This window comes from Pseudomonas sp. NIBRBAC000502773 (assembly GCF_006517195.1).
Taxonomy (GTDB): domain Bacteria; phylum Pseudomonadota; class Gammaproteobacteria; order Pseudomonadales; family Pseudomonadaceae; genus Aquipseudomonas; species Aquipseudomonas marginalis.
In genome coordinates, this window is sequence record NZ_CP041189.1 from 4,771,990 (window position 1) to 4,786,084 (window position 14,095).

General features: G+C 60.8%; 16 protein-coding genes. 12 read left to right on the plus strand and 4 right to left on the minus strand.

Features of this window, described 5'->3' with window-relative positions; translation table 11 throughout:
• The first annotated feature begins 152 nt into the window (after window positions 1-152).
• Together ftsB and ispD are read left to right on the plus strand one after the other, a co-directional pair.
• Window positions 153-431, plus strand: coding sequence for a cell division protein FtsB (gene ftsB / locus NIBR502773_RS21985; protein ID WP_003172294.1), 279 nt, complete (start codon window positions 153-155; stop codon window positions 429-431).
• A complete protein-coding gene (gene ispD, locus NIBR502773_RS21990; protein ID WP_065938782.1) occupies window positions 428-1,135 on the plus strand; it encodes a 2-C-methyl-D-erythritol 4-phosphate cytidylyltransferase in 708 nt (235 codons plus the stop codon). Before ftsB ends, ispD begins: the two co-directional genes overlap by 4 nt.
• Here the strand turns inward: ispD and NIBR502773_RS21995 are convergent, their stop codons facing one another.
• Window positions 1,136-2,032 (minus strand): LysR substrate-binding domain-containing protein, encoded by an 897-nt coding sequence (locus tag NIBR502773_RS21995; RefSeq protein WP_027604462.1) that lies wholly within the window; start codon window positions 2,030-2,032, stop codon window positions 1,136-1,138. It lies immediately after the preceding gene.
• A gap of 108 nt (window positions 2,033-2,140) precedes the next feature.
• Between NIBR502773_RS21995 and NIBR502773_RS22000 the strand changes: the two genes are divergently transcribed.
• From NIBR502773_RS22000 to rpoS, 8 genes are all read left to right on the plus strand, one after another.
• Window positions 2,141-3,253, plus strand: a complete 1,113-nt coding sequence (locus NIBR502773_RS22000) for an S-(hydroxymethyl)glutathione dehydrogenase/class III alcohol dehydrogenase (RefSeq protein WP_141156924.1) — start codon at window positions 2,141-2,143, stop codon at window positions 3,251-3,253.
• Window positions 3,254-3,261: 8 nt separating this feature from the next.
• The gene (gene fghA / locus NIBR502773_RS22005) at window positions 3,262-4,107 is read left to right on the plus strand and encodes an S-formylglutathione hydrolase (protein WP_065938783.1); all 846 of its coding nucleotides are present in this window, start codon (window positions 3,262-3,264) and stop codon (window positions 4,105-4,107) included.
• Window positions 4,108-4,161: 54 nt separating this feature from the next.
• The gene (gene ispF / locus NIBR502773_RS22010) at window positions 4,162-4,635 is read left to right on the plus strand and encodes a 2-C-methyl-D-erythritol 2,4-cyclodiphosphate synthase (protein WP_141156925.1); all 474 of its coding nucleotides are present in this window, start codon (window positions 4,162-4,164) and stop codon (window positions 4,633-4,635) included.
• Window positions 4,632-5,690 (plus strand): tRNA pseudouridine(13) synthase TruD, encoded by a 1,059-nt coding sequence (gene truD / locus NIBR502773_RS22015; protein WP_141156926.1) that lies wholly within the window; start codon window positions 4,632-4,634, stop codon window positions 5,688-5,690. Before ispF ends, truD begins: the two co-directional genes overlap by 4 nt.
• Window positions 5,678-6,427: a 5'/3'-nucleotidase SurE gene (gene surE / locus NIBR502773_RS22020; protein ID WP_027604459.1), complete on the plus strand. Its 750-nt coding sequence runs from the start codon at window positions 5,678-5,680 to the stop codon at window positions 6,425-6,427. Before truD ends, surE begins: the two co-directional genes overlap by 13 nt.
• Window positions 6,428-6,468: 41 nt before the next feature.
• Window positions 6,469-7,104, plus strand: a complete 636-nt coding sequence (locus NIBR502773_RS22025) for a protein-L-isoaspartate(D-aspartate) O-methyltransferase (RefSeq protein WP_169899534.1) — start codon at window positions 6,469-6,471, stop codon at window positions 7,102-7,104.
• A gap of 207 nt (window positions 7,105-7,311) precedes the next feature.
• Complete coding sequence (locus NIBR502773_RS22030; RefSeq protein ID WP_065948790.1) at window positions 7,312-8,148, plus strand: peptidoglycan DD-metalloendopeptidase family protein; 837 nt, start codon at window positions 7,312-7,314, stop codon at window positions 8,146-8,148.
• A gap of 105 nt (window positions 8,149-8,253) precedes the next feature.
• On the plus strand, window positions 8,254-9,258 hold the full coding sequence (rpoS, locus tag NIBR502773_RS22035) for an RNA polymerase sigma factor RpoS (protein ID WP_025855149.1): 1,005 nt from the start codon (window positions 8,254-8,256) through the stop codon (window positions 9,256-9,258).
• A gap of 210 nt (window positions 9,259-9,468) precedes the next feature.
• Here the strand turns inward: rpoS and NIBR502773_RS22040 are convergent, their stop codons facing one another.
• Complete coding sequence (locus NIBR502773_RS22040; protein WP_002554837.1) at window positions 9,469-9,678, minus strand: cold-shock protein; 210 nt, start codon at window positions 9,676-9,678, stop codon at window positions 9,469-9,471.
• Between the two features lie 389 nt (window positions 9,679-10,067).
• Here NIBR502773_RS22040 and dcd point away from each other — a divergent pair, with 389 nt between their 5' ends.
• Together dcd and NIBR502773_RS22050 are read left to right on the plus strand one after the other, a co-directional pair.
• Window positions 10,068-10,634 (plus strand): dCTP deaminase, encoded by a 567-nt coding sequence (gene dcd / locus NIBR502773_RS22045; protein WP_003172320.1) that lies wholly within the window; start codon window positions 10,068-10,070, stop codon window positions 10,632-10,634.
• 107 nt (window positions 10,635-10,741) lie between these two features.
• Window positions 10,742-10,942, plus strand: a complete 201-nt coding sequence (locus tag NIBR502773_RS22050; RefSeq protein ID WP_027604457.1) for a hypothetical protein — start codon at window positions 10,742-10,744, stop codon at window positions 10,940-10,942.
• A gap of 15 nt (window positions 10,943-10,957) precedes the next feature.
• On the opposite strand, the gene pdeM is transcribed toward NIBR502773_RS22050, so the two are convergent.
• Both pdeM and NIBR502773_RS22060 read right to left on the minus strand, forming a co-directional pair.
• Window positions 10,958-11,608, minus strand: a complete 651-nt coding sequence (gene pdeM, locus NIBR502773_RS22055; RefSeq protein ID WP_141156927.1) for a ligase-associated DNA damage response endonuclease PdeM — start codon at window positions 11,606-11,608, stop codon at window positions 10,958-10,960.
• Window positions 11,608-14,088: a ligase-associated DNA damage response DEXH box helicase gene (locus NIBR502773_RS22060; protein WP_141156928.1), complete on the minus strand. Its 2,481-nt coding sequence runs from the start codon at window positions 14,086-14,088 to the stop codon at window positions 11,608-11,610. The genes pdeM and NIBR502773_RS22060 overlap by 1 nt, the downstream gene beginning before the upstream one ends.
• Window positions 14,089-14,095: the final 7 nt, after the last annotated feature.

The window sequence follows — 14,095 nt, forward strand, 5'->3', positions numbered from 1 at the left end:
TCGGCGGATTGCGTCGGAAAATTCACGATAGTGAACATTTCGGCGCTAATCTGATGGCGATCAAGCACAAGCCTGGTTCTTCCAGGCTTCGTGCTATCAGTTGCTGTAAAAGTTTTGCATGGCGTGTTTTTCCACTGGATACCCGATATTCGATGCGCAGTCCCAATTGGTTGTTCCTCGTCTTGCTCTTGTTGCTGGCTGGCCTGCAGTACCGCCTATGGGTAGGTAATGGCAGCTTTGCGCAGGTAAAAGACCTGACCCAGCAAATTGCCGACCAGCACGCCGAGAACGAACGCCTGCTGGAGCGCAACCGCGTCCTCGATGCCGAAGTGCTTGAGCTGAAAAAGGGTACCGAGACCGTTGAAGAACGGGCCCGTCATGAGTTGGGCATGGTCAAGGAGGGCGAAACCCTCTACCAGTTGGCCCAATGAGTTACCGTTTGCCGGCCTTCTGGGCCGTGATACCTGCCGCGGGCGTCGGTGCCCGTATGGCCGCGGACCGTCCCAAGCAATATTTGCAATTGGGCGGGCGCACTATTCTCGAACACAGCCTTGGCTGTTTTCTCGACCATCCCAGCCTCAAGGGGTTGGTGGTCAGTCTTGCTGCTGATGATCCGTATTGGCCCGACCTGGCGTGTGCCGCTGACCCGCGTATCCAACGTGCGGACGGTGGTTCGGAGCGCTCGGGTTCGGTGCTCAATGCACTGCTGCAACTCAATGCCCTGGGCGCCGGCGATGACGATTGGGTGTTGGTGCATGATGCGGCACGGCCTAATTTGAGCCGTGATGACCTCGACAAGTTGCTGGCCGAGTTGGCGGACGATCCGGTAGGCGGCCTCCTGGCGGTGCCGGCTCGCGATACCCTCAAGCGCGTCGACAAGCAGGGGCGGGTGGTGGAAACCGTCGACCGCAGCTTGATCTGGCAAGCCTATACGCCGCAGATGTTCCGCCTCGGGGCCTTGCACCGCGCATTGGCTGACAGCCTGGTGGCCGATGCAGTGATCACCGATGAAGCCTCGGCCATGGAGTGGTCCGGGCAGGCGCCGCGCTTGATCGAAGGGCGCTCGGACAATATCAAGGTGACCCGGCCGGAAGACCTGGAGTGGCTGCGACTGCGTTGGGCGAATCGTCGTTAATCAACCACTGTACTCCGGCCGCTCGGCCAAGCCCTCTTTCAAGAAATCCACCAACTTCCTGACCTTCGGCGACAAGTGCCGTTGTTGCGGATACAGCGCCCACACCGCCGTATTCGGCGGCTGATGCGCCTCCAGCAACGACACCAATGCGCCGCTGTGCAGATGCTCCAGCACGTAATAGTCCGGCAGTTGGCACAGCCCCACCCCTTGCAACGCCGCATCCAGCACCGCTTGCCCACTGTTACAGCGCCAGTTTCCCTGTACCCGTTGGGAAAATTCGCGCCCGTCCTGGGCCAGTTGCCAAATATCCGAGCTGCCGATCAGGCAGTTATGTCGACTCAATTCCGACAAGCTATGGGGCCGTCCGTACCGGGCCAGGTAGGACGGCGACGCGCACAGGTACATACGCCGAGGTGCGAGGCGACTGGCGACCATGCGCGAATCCTGCAAGCGCCCCAGGCGAATCGCCAGGTCGAGGCCTTCGTGCACCAGATCCAGTTGGCGGTTGCTCAATTCGATATCCACCCGCAATTGTGGGTACAGGCCCATGAACCGCGTCACCAGCGGCACAATGAAACGCTCGCCATAGGCCACCGCGCAGGTCATGCGCAACATGCCTTTCGGTTCGCTGGTGAGGTCACCCACGGCGCGCAAGGCTTCTTCGCGGCCGTCCTGCAGGCGCTGGCAATGTTGCAGGAATGTCTGACCCGCTTCAGTCAGGGTCACCTTACGGGTACTGCGATATAGCAACCGCGTTTGCAGGCGCTCTTCCAGGCGTGCCACCTGGCGGCTGATGTGGGACGAAGACACACCCAGCCGCTCGGCAGCCGCCGTAAATTGGCTGCATTCGGCGACGGCAACGAATTCATCAATGCCTTCCCAGCGGTTCTCCAGCATGGCGATTATCCCTGTACAGCAATAAAGTTTTGCTTTTGCCTGGATTATTAATCATGGAGCCATGTTTTACACTCTCTCCATCATTTTTAACGCCCTGGAGAAACCCGGATGATCAAGTCCCGCGCTGCCGTTGCCTTTGAAGCCAAGAAACCCCTCGAGATCGTGGAAGTCGATGTGGCCATGCCCAAGGCGGGCGAAGTGCTGTTGCGTGTGGTCGCCTCCGGGGTTTGCCATACCGACGCCTACACCCTCTCCGGCGCCGACCCGGAAGGCATCTTCCCGTCCATCCTTGGTCATGAAGGCGGTGCGGTGGTCGAAGCCATCGGCGAGGGCGTGACTTCGGTGGCGGTGGGCGACCATGTGATCCCGCTGTACACCCCGGAATGCGGCAAGTGCAAATTCTGCCTGTCGGGCAAGACCAACCTGTGCCAGGCCATTCGTTCCACCCAAGGCAAAGGCCTGATGCCGGATGGCACCACGCGCTTTTCCTACAAGGGTCAGCCGATTTTCCACTACATGGGCACCTCGACGTTCTCCGAGTACACCGTGCTGCCGGAAATTTCCGTCGCCAAAATTCCCAAAGAAGCGCCGCTGGAGAAGGTCTGCCTGCTCGGCTGTGGCGTCACCACCGGCATCGGTGCGGTGATCAACACCGCCAAGGTCAAGCCGGGTGACACCGTGGCCATCTTCGGTCTTGGCGGTATCGGCCTGTCGGCCGTGATCGGTGCGGTCAAGGCCAAGGCCGGCCGTATCATCGCGATTGACATCAACCCGGCCAAGTTCGAGATCGCCCGGCAACTGGGCGCTACCGACTGCATCAACCCGAAAGACTATGACCGCCCGATCCAAGACGTGATTGTCGATTTGACTGACGGCGGCGTGGACTTTTCCTTCGAGTGCATCGGCAACGTGCAACTGATGCGTGCCGCGCTCGAGTGCTGCCACAAGGGGTGGGGCGAGTCGGTGATCATCGGCGTTGCCGGTGCCGGCCAGGAAATCTCCACCCGACCATTCCAGCTGGTGACCGGTCGCGTCTGGCGTGGCTCGGCGTTCGGTGGCGTACGCGGCCGTACCGAGTTGCCAAGCTACGTGGAAATGGCCCAGACCGGCGAGATTCCGCTGGACACGTTCATCACCCACACCATGGGCCTGGAAGACATCAACAAAGCGTTTGACCTGATGCATGAAGGCAAGAGCATTCGTACCGTCATCCACTTCTGAGGTCGGCCATGAGTCTGGAAAACCTGTCGTGCCAGAAGAGCTTCGGCGGCTGGCATAAACGCTACAAGCATCACTCCGATGTGCTCGGCTGCGACATGACCTTCGCCGTCTACCTGCCGCCGCAAGCGGAGCAGGGCGGCAAGCTGCCGGTGCTGTACTGGCTGTCCGGCCTGACCTGCACCGATGAGAACTTCATGCAGAAAGCCGGTGCCCAGCGCATGGCGGCGGAACTGGGGTTGATCATCGTGGCGCCGGACACCAGCCCGCGTGGGCCAGGTGTACCAGGCGACCCGGACAATGCCTGGGATTTCGGCCTGGGCGCAGGGTTTTACCTGAATGCCACGCAGGAACCGTGGGCCAAGCACTATCGGATGCATGACTACGTGGTGCAGGAATTGCCGGCATTGGTCGAGGCGCATTTCCCGGCTTCGGACAAACGCGGTATCAGCGGCCACTCCATGGGCGGCCACGGTGCGTTGGTGTGTGCCCTGCGCAACCCTGGGCGTTACCTGTCGGTGTCGGCGTTTTCGCCGATTAACAATCCGATGGATTGCCCGTGGGGCCAGAAAGCTTTCTCCCGTTACCTGGGTGAAGAGCGCGCCAAATGGCGTGAATGGGATGCCTGTGTGCTGATCGGCGAAGCCTCGGAAAAGCTGCCGTTGCTGGTGGACCAGGGCGACCGCGACGATTTCCTTGCCGTGCAGCTCAAGCCCGAAGCCTTGCAGCAAGCGGCCAAGGCGGCCAGCCATCCGCTGGAACTGCGCCTGCAGCCCGGCTACGACCACAGCTACTTCTTTATCGCCAGCTTCATCGAAGACCATTTGCGACATCATGGTCGTGCTTTGCTCGGTTAATGTGAGGCAAAAGTAGGTAGAATCACGCCCTGAATTAAATCGGGGCGTTTTTTTATGCGTATTGGCCACGGCTACGATGTGCACCGTTTCGCTGAAGGCGATTTCATCACCCTGGGCGGCGTGCGCATTGCACACCACCATGGGTTGCTGGCTCATTCCGACGGCGACGTTGTCCTGCATGCCTTGAGCGATGCCTTGCTCGGCGCGGCGGCGCTGGGCGATATCGGCAAGCACTTTCCGGATACCGATCCCACCTTCAAGGGCGCGGACAGCCGTGTCCTGCTGCGCCATGTGGTCGGCCTGATCCATGCCAAGGGCTGGAAGATCGGCAATGTCGATAACACCATCGTGGCCCAGGCGCCGAAAATGGCCCCGCATATCGAATCCATGCGCGCACTGATTGCCGCAGACCTGCAAATTGAATTGGATCAAGTCAACGTGAAAGCCACCACCACCGAAAAGCTCGGGTTCACCGGTCGTGAAGAGGGCATCGCGGTGCACTCCGTCGCCTTGTTGCTGCGCGCATGAACGACCTGCAACTGCTGGGCCCGCGTGCCTATGGCGAGGCCCTGGGCAGCGCGGTCCTGAAGGCCACGGCTGAAGATTTCCAGGTCGACGAAGTGCTCGATATTCCGCTCAGCGGCGAAGGCGAGCACCTGTGGTTGTGGGTTGAGAAGCGCGGGCTCAATACTGAGGAAGCCGCGCGCCGTATTGCCAAGGCGGCTGGCGTACCGTTGCGCACTGTCAGCTATGCCGGGCTCAAGGACCGTCAGGCGTTGACCCGCCAGTGGTTCAGCGTTCAACTGCCTGGCAAGGCCGATCCGGACATGAGCGGTGCGGAAAACGACACCCTCAGGATCCTGAAAACCGCCCGCCACAAGCGCAAGCTGCAACGTGGCGCGCACTCGGCCAACGGCTTTACCTTGCGCCTGACCCAATTGGCCGGTGATGCCGCCGCCATTGACGCTCGGTTGCAATTGATTGCCCAGCACGGCATCCCCAACTATTTCGGCACCCAGCGTTTTGGCCACAACGGTGGCAATGTCGTCGACGCCCGCGAATGGGCCGCGCGCAAGGCCTTGCCGGAGCAGCGCAACGTGCGTTCGCGGTTGTTGTCCACCGCGCGTAGCTTCCTCTTCAACAAAGTGTTGGCGGCACGTGTCGCCGACGGTTCCTGGCAGCGCGCGCAAGTGGGTGATCTGCTGGCGTTTACCGACAGCCGCAGCTTTTTTCCGGCGGGGGAGGCTGAGTGCAGCGACCCGCGCCTGGCGATCCTGGACCTGCACCCCACCGGCCCGCAGTGGGGCGAGGGTGATTCTCCGGCGACAGGCGCCACGTTTGAGTTGGAGCAGGCGGTTGCCGCCGGTGAAGCCGACCTGCGTGATTGGCTGGCGAGTGCCGGCATGAGCCAGGAACGTCGCATTCTGCGACTGCCCATTGGCGGGTTGACGTGGCATTATCCCGGGCCTGACATTCTGCAATTGGAATTCGTCCTGCCGGCCGGATGCTTCGCCACTGTCTTGGTGCGCGAGCTTGTTGATCTGGTGCCGGTGGGGCAGACGGACAGCCCATGCGTATTCTGATATCAAACGATGACGGTGCCACCGCACCCGGCCTTGCCGCGCTCTATGCTGCGCTGCAGGATTACGCCGAGTGCGTTGTGGTTGCCCCCGACCAGGACAAGAGCGGCGCCAGCAGTTCGCTGACGCTCGACCGTCCGCTGCACCCGCAGGTTCTGGCCAATGGCTTTATCAGTGTGAACGGCACCCCCACCGACTGCGTGCACCTGGCGATCAACAGTTTGTTGGACCAGGAGCCGGACCTGGTGGTGTCGGGCATCAACCTCGGCGCCAACCTGGGCGACGACGTGCTGTATTCCGGCACGGTGGCGGCGGCGCTTGAAGGACGCTTCCTCGGCCGCACCTCGTTTGCGTTTTCGTTGGCATCGCGGCAACTGGACAACTTGCCCACCGCGGCCTATTTCGCGCGCAAGCTGGTGGAGGCCCATGGCGCCCTGGATCTGCCGCCGCGCACGGTGCTCAACGTCAACATTCCCAATTTGCCCCTCGACCACATTCGCGGTATCCAGCTTACGCGCCTGGGCCATCGCGCCCGCGCGGCAGCGCCGTTGAAGGTCGTCGACCCGCGTGGCAAGGAAGGCTACTGGATCGCGGCAGCGGGCGATGCCGAAGACGGTGGCCCAGGCACGGACTTTCACGCGGTGATGCAAGGCTATGTGTCGATTACCCCGTTGCAACTTGATCGCACCTTCAGTGATGCCTTCAGTAGTCTCGATGGCTGGCTGGAGGGGCTGCGCTGATGGCTCGTGAACAAGACGACCTGCTGCGCCGGGGCATCGGGATGACCTCCCAGCGTACCCGTGAGCGTTTGATCCAGCGCCTGTACGAAGAGGGGCTTTCCAACGCCCAGGTGTTGGAAGTGATCCGGCGTACGCCTCGGCACCTCTTTGTCGATGAAGCCTTGGCCCATCGTGCCTACGAAGACACGGCATTGCCCATCGGCCATAACCAGACCATCTCCCAGCCTTATATGGTTGCGCGCATGAGCGAGCTGCTGCTGGCGGCGGGGCCGCTGGACAAGGTGCTGGAGATCGGCACCGGTTCCGGCTACCAGACAGCGGTGCTGTCGCAACTGGTGGAGCGGGTGTTCTCGGTGGAACGCATCAAGGTGCTGCAGGATCGCGCCAAGGAACGCCTGGTGGAGCTGAACCTGCGCAACGTGGTATTCCGCTGGGGCGATGGTTGGGAAGGTTGGCCGGCGCTGGCGCCCTACAACGGGATTATCGTCACTGCCGTGGCCACCGATGTGCCGCAGGCGCTGCTCGATCAACTGGCCCCGGGTGGGCGGCTGGTCATTCCGGTGGGTTCCGGTGAAGTGCAACAATTGATGCTTATTGTCCGTGAAGACGACGGTTTTTCCCGGCACGTACTTGGCGCCGTACGCTTTGTGCCGTTGCTCAATGGCCCGCTGGCCTGATCATTTTTCGCGGGCAGTGAATTCTGTTGGTGAGGATGTGTCTTACGGCGGGGTCTATCAAGTCAACATGATAGGCGGGGCGATTCAACGCGCTGAATGATTCGTTTCAGTCGCGTGACGGTAAAACTTCAATGCCCAGTTATACTTGCGTCATATTTCAAGCCTGATACAGGCATTCATGTTCAGCCACCACAAAGGGAGCGGCGGGTGAGTCTCACAGGTCTTGCGCAGCGTATGAGTAAAACAAGTTTTCAGCGACTGGTGCTTGGCCTTGTCTTTGGTTCCCTTCTGGTAGGGTGTTCCAGCTCGCCAAGCAGCGGTGCACGGGTCGTTGACCGCAATAACGCTGCACCACAAAAGCCGACGGTGACCACCGGGCAGTATGTCGTGCGCAAGGGCGACACCTTGTTCTCGATTGCCTTCCGTTATGGCTGGGACTACAAGGCCCTTGCAGCCCGTAACAATATTCCTGTGCCCTACACGATACATCCGGGTCAGACGATTCGCTTTGACGGTCGCACCGGTTCTACCCCTACGGCAGTTGTGACAAACACCGGATCTTCGCCGTCGTCTTCGAGCAAAACCACCATCATTACCCGGCCTGCGGGTACCGCTGCGCCGAGTGCTGCGAACAAGCCGGCACCCGCGCCGTTGCCCCCCGCAGGGCCTGCGCCGACCGGTTGGGGATGGCCCTCAAATGGAGTGTTAATTGGAAAATTCTCTTCAAACGGCAGTTTGAATAAAGGCATTGATATTGCCGGGGATTTGGGACAGCCTGTTTTAGCTGCGTCTGATGGGACGGTGGTGTACGCCGGGAGTGGTTTGCGGGGCTACGGCGAGCTGGTCATCATCAAACACAGCGATACCTACGTCAGTGCTTACGGCCACAACCGTAGGCTGTTGGTTCGGGAGGGGCAGCAGGTCAAAGTCGGACAGACAATTGCCGAAATGGGATCAACTGGTACAGACCGGGTGAAACTGCACTTTGAGATTCGCCGTCAAGGGAAGCCTGTAGATCCACTGCAATTCCTACCCCGTCGTTGATATGTTGCACAGCCTGTTCCTCACGTAGAAGGAACAGGCTCCAGCGTTGCCAAGGATAAAGGCGTCGCTTGAGCTTGAGGTCGAACTCACCAAAGGACTATAACAATGGCTCTCAGTAAAGAAGCGCCGGAGTTTGACATCGACGATGAGGTTCTCCTTATGGAGACCGGCATCGCTACGGAATCGATGTCGAATGAGGGACCTGCTGTACCTTCAGTTCGCACCAAATCCAAGAACTCCACCGCGTTAAAGCAACACAAATACATTGATTACACGCGGGCGCTCGATGCGACCCAGCTGTACCTCAATGAAATCGGCTTTTCCCCTCTGCTGACTCCCGAAGAAGAAGTCCATTTTGCGCGCTTGTCGCAAAAGGGTGATCCGGCTGGGCGCAAGCGCATGATTGAAAGCAACCTGCGCCTGGTGGTGAAAATCGCCCGACGCTACGTCAATCGTGGGCTGTCCTTGTTGGACCTGATCGAGGAGGGCAACCTGGGCTTGATCCGGGCGGTGGAGAAGTTCGATCCTGAGCGGGGCTTCCGCTTCTCGACCTATGCCACCTGGTGGATTCGCCAGACCATCGAACGGGCGATCATGAATCAGACCCGCACGATCCGGTTACCGATCCATGTGGTCAAGGAGCTCAACGTCTACCTGCGGGCGGCACGTGAGCTCACTCAAAAACTCGATCATGAACCCTCGCCCGAAGAAATCGCCAACCTGCTGGAAAAGCCGGTAGGAGAGGTCAAGCGCATGCTGGGTCTTAACGAGCGTGTGTCTTCGGTCGACGTCTCGCTGGGTCCGGACTCGGATAAAACCCTGCTGGACACTCTGACGGATGATCGTCCTACGGATCCTTGCGAGCTGCTGCAGGACGATGATCTTTCCCAAAGCATTGACCAGTGGCTGTCGGAGCTCACGGACAAGCAGCGTGAGGTGGTGATACGCCGCTTCGGCCTGCGTGGCCATGAGAGCAGCACGCTGGAGGACGTAGGCCTGGAGATTGGCCTGACCCGTGAGCGGGTGCGGCAGATCCAGGTGGAAGGGCTCAAGCGCTTGCGCGAGATCCTGGAGAAGAATGGCTTGTCGAGTGAGTCGTTGTTTCAATAACGACGCCGCTTGAATGCTTGAATGTGGGAGGGGGCGTGCCCCCGATAGTGGTCTGTCAGTCAATTCAAGTATCGACTGCTACACCGCCATCGGGGGCAAGCCCCCTCCCATATTTTTTGCGCACGACATTTTATTCATATATGCCCAAATCCCGGGCATAAAAAAACCCCGCTTTTAAGGGCGGGGTCTTTTCGACTGAGTCAGTACAAGTTAGATAACTTGAACTTCTTCAGCTTGCATGCCTTTCTGACCGCGGGTAGCGATGAAAGAAACCTGTTGGCCTTCTTTCAGGCTTTTGAAGCCGTCGGATTGGATAGCTTTGAAGTGAACGAACAGGTCGTCACCGGATTGTGGAGTGATGAAGCCGAAGCCTTTTTCATCGTTGAACCACTTAACGGTACCAGTTTGGCGATTAGACATGGTGTATCTCCTTGGACAAAGTTAACTGCGACTCAGGAAAAGCCCTGGCCGAGACTGAGTGCAAAGAGCAGGAAAAATTCTTGGAGATGGTTGGATCGAAATTCAACATATCGTGTAGAGATTCTCAGTGACACAAGCAGCACAGTGGCGCCACCTTAACCCTTTTTCCGGAACGTGCCAATGGTATTTCCGAAGGTTTCTCTATTTTCGTGACTGGCGGTGGTATTTACACACACCGGTTGCGGCAACGCGGGTCCCGGCCCCGCTGGCTGCGCCTTATGGCAGCCGGTGCGTTCATCAAGAAAAGCCCGACGCCCTTTGAACCCCAACGCCGGCCCCGGTAAGATGCCCCACAGAATTTTTCCACCTCGCTATTCAGGACACCCGCCATGAGCATCAAATCGGACAAGTGGATTCGCCGCATGGCGCAAGAGCACGGCATGATCGAACCGTTCGTCGAGCGCCAGATTCGTGGCGAAGGCGATGACCGTGTGATCTCGTACGGTGTTTCCAGCTACGGCTACGATGTGCGCTGCGCCGATGAGTTCAAGGTGTTCACCAACATCAACTCGGCGATCGTCGATCCGAAGAACTTCGACGAAAAGAGCTTCGTCGATGTGAAAAGCGACGTGTGCATTATCCCGCCGAACTCCTTTGCCTTGGCACGCACCGTGGAATTCTTCCGTATTCCCCGCGACGTGCTGACCATCTGCCTGGGTAAAAGCACCTACGCGCGCTGCGGCATTATCGTCAACGTGACGCCACTTGAGCCTGAGTGGGAAGGCCACGTGACCCTGGAGTTCTCCAACACCACCACTCTGCCGGCGAAGATCTACGCCAATGAAGGCGTGGCGCAGATGCTGTTCCTGCAGTCTGACGAGGCCTGTGAAGTGTCCTACAAAGACCGCGCCGGCAAGTACCAGGGCCAGCGCGGCGTCACCTTGCCACGCGCTTGATCGAAAGGTCCTACGCGTAAAGGGAATTAGTCCGCAGAAAGTGACTCTATTGGGTGTACTGCCTCGGTGCGTGCAAAACGCACCGAGCCACGCTTGAGGAGTGCCTTATGAAGATTGACCCGCGAATCAGCGCAGAACTTGCCCGGCTTGAACCCAACCAGATTGGCGTTCTGGCCTGGTCCCTGATGGCTGATCCCGCCTATGCAGGCGGCATCCCCGGCCAACCCGATGAAGATTGGCCACAGCAGCCCACCGAGCCCGGTGAGCCGACCCTTCCGGACGAGCCGCCTCCCGCACCGGTCGCCTGATACCCGCAAGGCCGGTCAGCGAACCTGCCACACCTGGTGATCGCCGATGACAAAGATTCGGCGGTCATTGTCCTGCTCCACCGTATGCCCCCCGGTAAACGCCCCAAACGCCGGCAGCAGGCTGACGCGCGTGCCGAACTGGAAACACGGCAGGCGCAGGCTCTGCCGGCCCTTGCCGCGCAAGCGATAGACCGGGTGCACATGCCCCGCCAGCACATGGTGGCTGGCATGGGCGTGCGGTTCGTGTTGCAGGGCGAAAGGGCCCATCAATAGGGGCTCCGGGACCACTTCGATGTTCAAGTCAGCCGGTGGGTCGCCTGCGCGTTTATCGTGATTACCGCGAATCAAGGTCATCGACAGGTCGCAATGACGTGCTCGCCAGGCTCTCAAGGCGCTGAGGGTGCCGCTGGCGTGGGAGCCGGGCCCGTGGAGGAAGTCGCCGAGAAAGATCACCTGGGCGCACGGCACAGCCGCTAGCAGCCGGTCCAGGCACTGCAGGTTTTCGGTGGTGGTGCCTTGCGGCACCGGCTGGCCCAGGCTGCGATAGGCCGATGCCTTGCCAAAGTGTGCATCGGCGATCAGCAGGCACCGGCGCGCGGGCCAATAGAGCGCCTTATCCGCCAACAGCCACAGCTCTTCGCCCTCCAGGGTCACTGAGCACACCATCAGCGTTTGCCGTTATCGGCGACTTTTTCCAAGTCCTTGACCATCCGCGCAATGCGCTCCGAGAGTTTTTCCGAACTCATGCTTTCGCGCATCCGTTCTACCAGCAGTGGGAAGGCCAGGGGCGTAGGACGTTCGATCCTATGCACGTCCAGTGTCAGAGCCGAGAGGCGAAGCAAGGTCTCTTCCAACCGACGAATATCCAATTCGTCGCGTAGGACTTCTTCCCCCGCCTGGGCCAGCAACAGGTTTTGCGGGTCATATTGCTTGAACACTTCAAAGAACAACCCGCTGGACGCCTGCACCTGGCGCGTGCTTTTCGGTGCGCCGGGGTAACCGGCAAACACCAGTCCGGCGATACGCGCAATCTCGCGAAAGCGGCGCAGGGCGAGTTCCCCGGCGTTCAGGCTGGCCGCCACGTCTGTCAGCAACTGCTTCGGGCTCAGCAGCGCCCCATTCAGCAAGCGTGGCCAATCCACCTCGGTGGCGCTGAGCAACTCCAAACCATAATCGTTGACGGCAATCGAGAAGGTCACAGGCTGCTGCTGGCTGATCCGCCACGCCAGCAGACTCGCCAGCCCCAGGTGCACCTGGCGGCCGGCAAACGGGTAGAGGAACAGGTGCCAGCCCTCCCGCGATTTCAAGGCCTCGGCCAGCAAGTGTTCGCGTGTCGGCAAGCCGGACCAGCGCAACTGTGTCTGCAGCAGGGTTTGCACAGCCCGCATTTCCGGCCCCTCGTAGACCCCGTGCGCGGCCGCATCGAAGCGCTCCACCACGGCTTGGGCCAGCTCGTTGGAAAGGGGCATGCGCCCGCCATTCCAGCGGGGTACGGCAGCTTTTTTGGCGCTGCTGCGGCGCACATAGGCGGTCATGTTTTCCACCCGCACCAATTCCAGCAGGCGTCCGGCAAACAAGAAGCCATCACCCGGCTTGAGGCGTGCGATAAAACCTTCCTCGACACTGCCGAGGTTCTTGCCACCGCCGCCCTTGCTCCAGAATTTCAGTTGGATGCTGGCGTCGCTGACAATGGTGCCCACGCTCATGCGATGGCGGCGCGCAAGCCGGGCATCCGGGACGCGCCAGATGCCGTGCTCGTCCGGTTCGACGCGGCGGTAATCCGGGTAGGCGGTCAGCGATAAGCCGCCATGCCGTACAAAACCCAGGGCCCAGGCCCAATCGGCCTCGCTGAGGTCACGATAGGCCCAGGCGCCACGCACCTCCGCCAGCAGCGCCTGCGGCGTAAAGCCACCGCCGAGGGCCATGCTCACCAAATGTTGTACGAGCACATCCAACGGCTTGTGGGGCGATTCGCGGGCTTCGATGCGCCGCGCTGCAATGGCGTCCTGGGCCGCAGCGGCTTCCACCAGTTCCAGGCTGTGGGTCGGCACCAGGGTCACCCGCGACGGCCGCCCGGGTGCATGGCCGGAGCGCCCGGCGCGTTGCATCAGGCGCGCCACGCCTTTGGCCGAGCCGATTTGCAGCACGCGCTCCACCGGCAAGAAATCCACCCCTAGGTCCAGGCTGGATGTGCACACCACCGCCTTGAGCTGACCGTCTTTCAACGCCCGCTCCACCCAGTCGCGGGTCTCGCGGGCCAGCGAACCATGGTGCAGGGCAATCACCCCGGCCCAATCCGGGCGTGCATCGAGCAGCGCCTGATACCAGATTTCCGACTGCGCCCGCGTGTTGGTAAACACCAGGCAACTGCTGCTGGCGTCGACCTCGGCCACCACCTGCGGCAGCATCTTCAAGCCGATATGCCCGGCCCAGGGAAACCGCTCGGCGATGGGCGGCAGCAAGGTGTCGACGTGCAACTGCTTGGCCGTTTGTCCCTGCACATTAATCCCGTCCCCTTGTGGGACCAGCACTTCCAGGGCGTGGGACTGGTTACCGAGGGTGGCCGAAATGCCCCACACCATCAGTTCAGGATGCCAACGCCGCAGCCGCGCCAACGCCAGTTGCAACTGCACGCCGCGCTTGTTGCCGATCAGTTCATGCCATTCATCCACCACCACCATGCGCAGGTGCGCCAGGCTCGTTTCGCTGTCGGCGCGGGCGAGCATCAGGGTCAGGCTTTCCGGGGTGGTGACCAGGGCGGTGGGCTGGCGTCGGGTTTGCCGGGCACGCTCGCTGCTGCTGGTATCGCCGGTGCGCAGGCCGACGCTCCAGGGAATCTGCAAGGCCTCGAGCGGCGCTTCGAGGGCGCGTGCGGTGTCGGCGGCCAACGCACGCATGGGCGTGATCCACAGCACGGTCAGTGGCTCAGCCGGCGGTTTGCGTTTACCGGCGGCGGGCGGTCGGGTGATCGCGAAACGGTTGAGGGCGGCAAACCACAGGGCGTAGGTTTTGCCGGCGCCGGTGCTGGCGTGCAGCAAGCCCGAGCGGCCGTCCTTGACCGCCGTCCATACGTCTTTCTGGAAAGCGAACGGCTTCCAGCCTTTGGCGGCAAACCACGTTTTGGCGAAGTCGAGGGGTTTTGCCATGGGGCGG

What these genes read in the sequence shown, in the direction of transcription:
- NIBR502773_RS22050 (WP_027604457.1), top strand. Translation starts at nt 10,742, where the DNA reads ATGAAGATTGACCCGCGAATCAGCGCAGAACTTGCCCGGCTTGAACCC.
- NIBR502773_RS22060 (WP_141156928.1), bottom strand. Translation starts at nt 14,088, where the DNA reads ATGGCAAAACCCCTCGACTTCGCCAAAACGTGGTTTGCCGCCAAAGGC.
- ftsB (WP_003172294.1), top strand. Translation starts at nt 153, where the DNA reads ATGCGCAGTCCCAATTGGTTGTTCCTCGTCTTGCTCTTGTTGCTGGCT.
- truD (WP_141156926.1), top strand. Translation starts at nt 4,632, where the DNA reads ATGAACGACCTGCAACTGCTGGGCCCGCGTGCCTATGGCGAGGCCCTG.
- dcd (WP_003172320.1), top strand. Translation starts at nt 10,068, where the DNA reads ATGAGCATCAAATCGGACAAGTGGATTCGCCGCATGGCGCAAGAGCAC.
- NIBR502773_RS22000 (WP_141156924.1), top strand. Translation starts at nt 2,141, where the DNA reads ATGATCAAGTCCCGCGCTGCCGTTGCCTTTGAAGCCAAGAAACCCCTC.
- rpoS (WP_025855149.1), top strand. Translation starts at nt 8,254, where the DNA reads ATGGCTCTCAGTAAAGAAGCGCCGGAGTTTGACATCGACGATGAGGTT.
- ispF (WP_141156925.1), top strand. Translation starts at nt 4,162, where the DNA reads ATGCGTATTGGCCACGGCTACGATGTGCACCGTTTCGCTGAAGGCGAT.
- pdeM (WP_141156927.1), bottom strand. Translation starts at nt 11,608, where the DNA reads ATGGTGTGCTCAGTGACCCTGGAGGGCGAAGAGCTGTGGCTGTTGGCG.
- NIBR502773_RS22040 (WP_002554837.1), bottom strand. Translation starts at nt 9,678, where the DNA reads ATGTCTAATCGCCAAACTGGTACCGTTAAGTGGTTCAACGATGAAAAA.
- NIBR502773_RS22025 (WP_169899534.1), top strand. Translation starts at nt 6,469, where the DNA reads ATGACCTCCCAGCGTACCCGTGAGCGTTTGATCCAGCGCCTGTACGAA.
- ispD (WP_065938782.1), top strand. Translation starts at nt 428, where the DNA reads ATGAGTTACCGTTTGCCGGCCTTCTGGGCCGTGATACCTGCCGCGGGC.
- fghA (WP_065938783.1), top strand. Translation starts at nt 3,262, where the DNA reads ATGAGTCTGGAAAACCTGTCGTGCCAGAAGAGCTTCGGCGGCTGGCAT.
- NIBR502773_RS21995 (WP_027604462.1), bottom strand. Translation starts at nt 2,032, where the DNA reads ATGCTGGAGAACCGCTGGGAAGGCATTGATGAATTCGTTGCCGTCGCC.
- surE (WP_027604459.1), top strand. Translation starts at nt 5,678, where the DNA reads ATGCGTATTCTGATATCAAACGATGACGGTGCCACCGCACCCGGCCTT.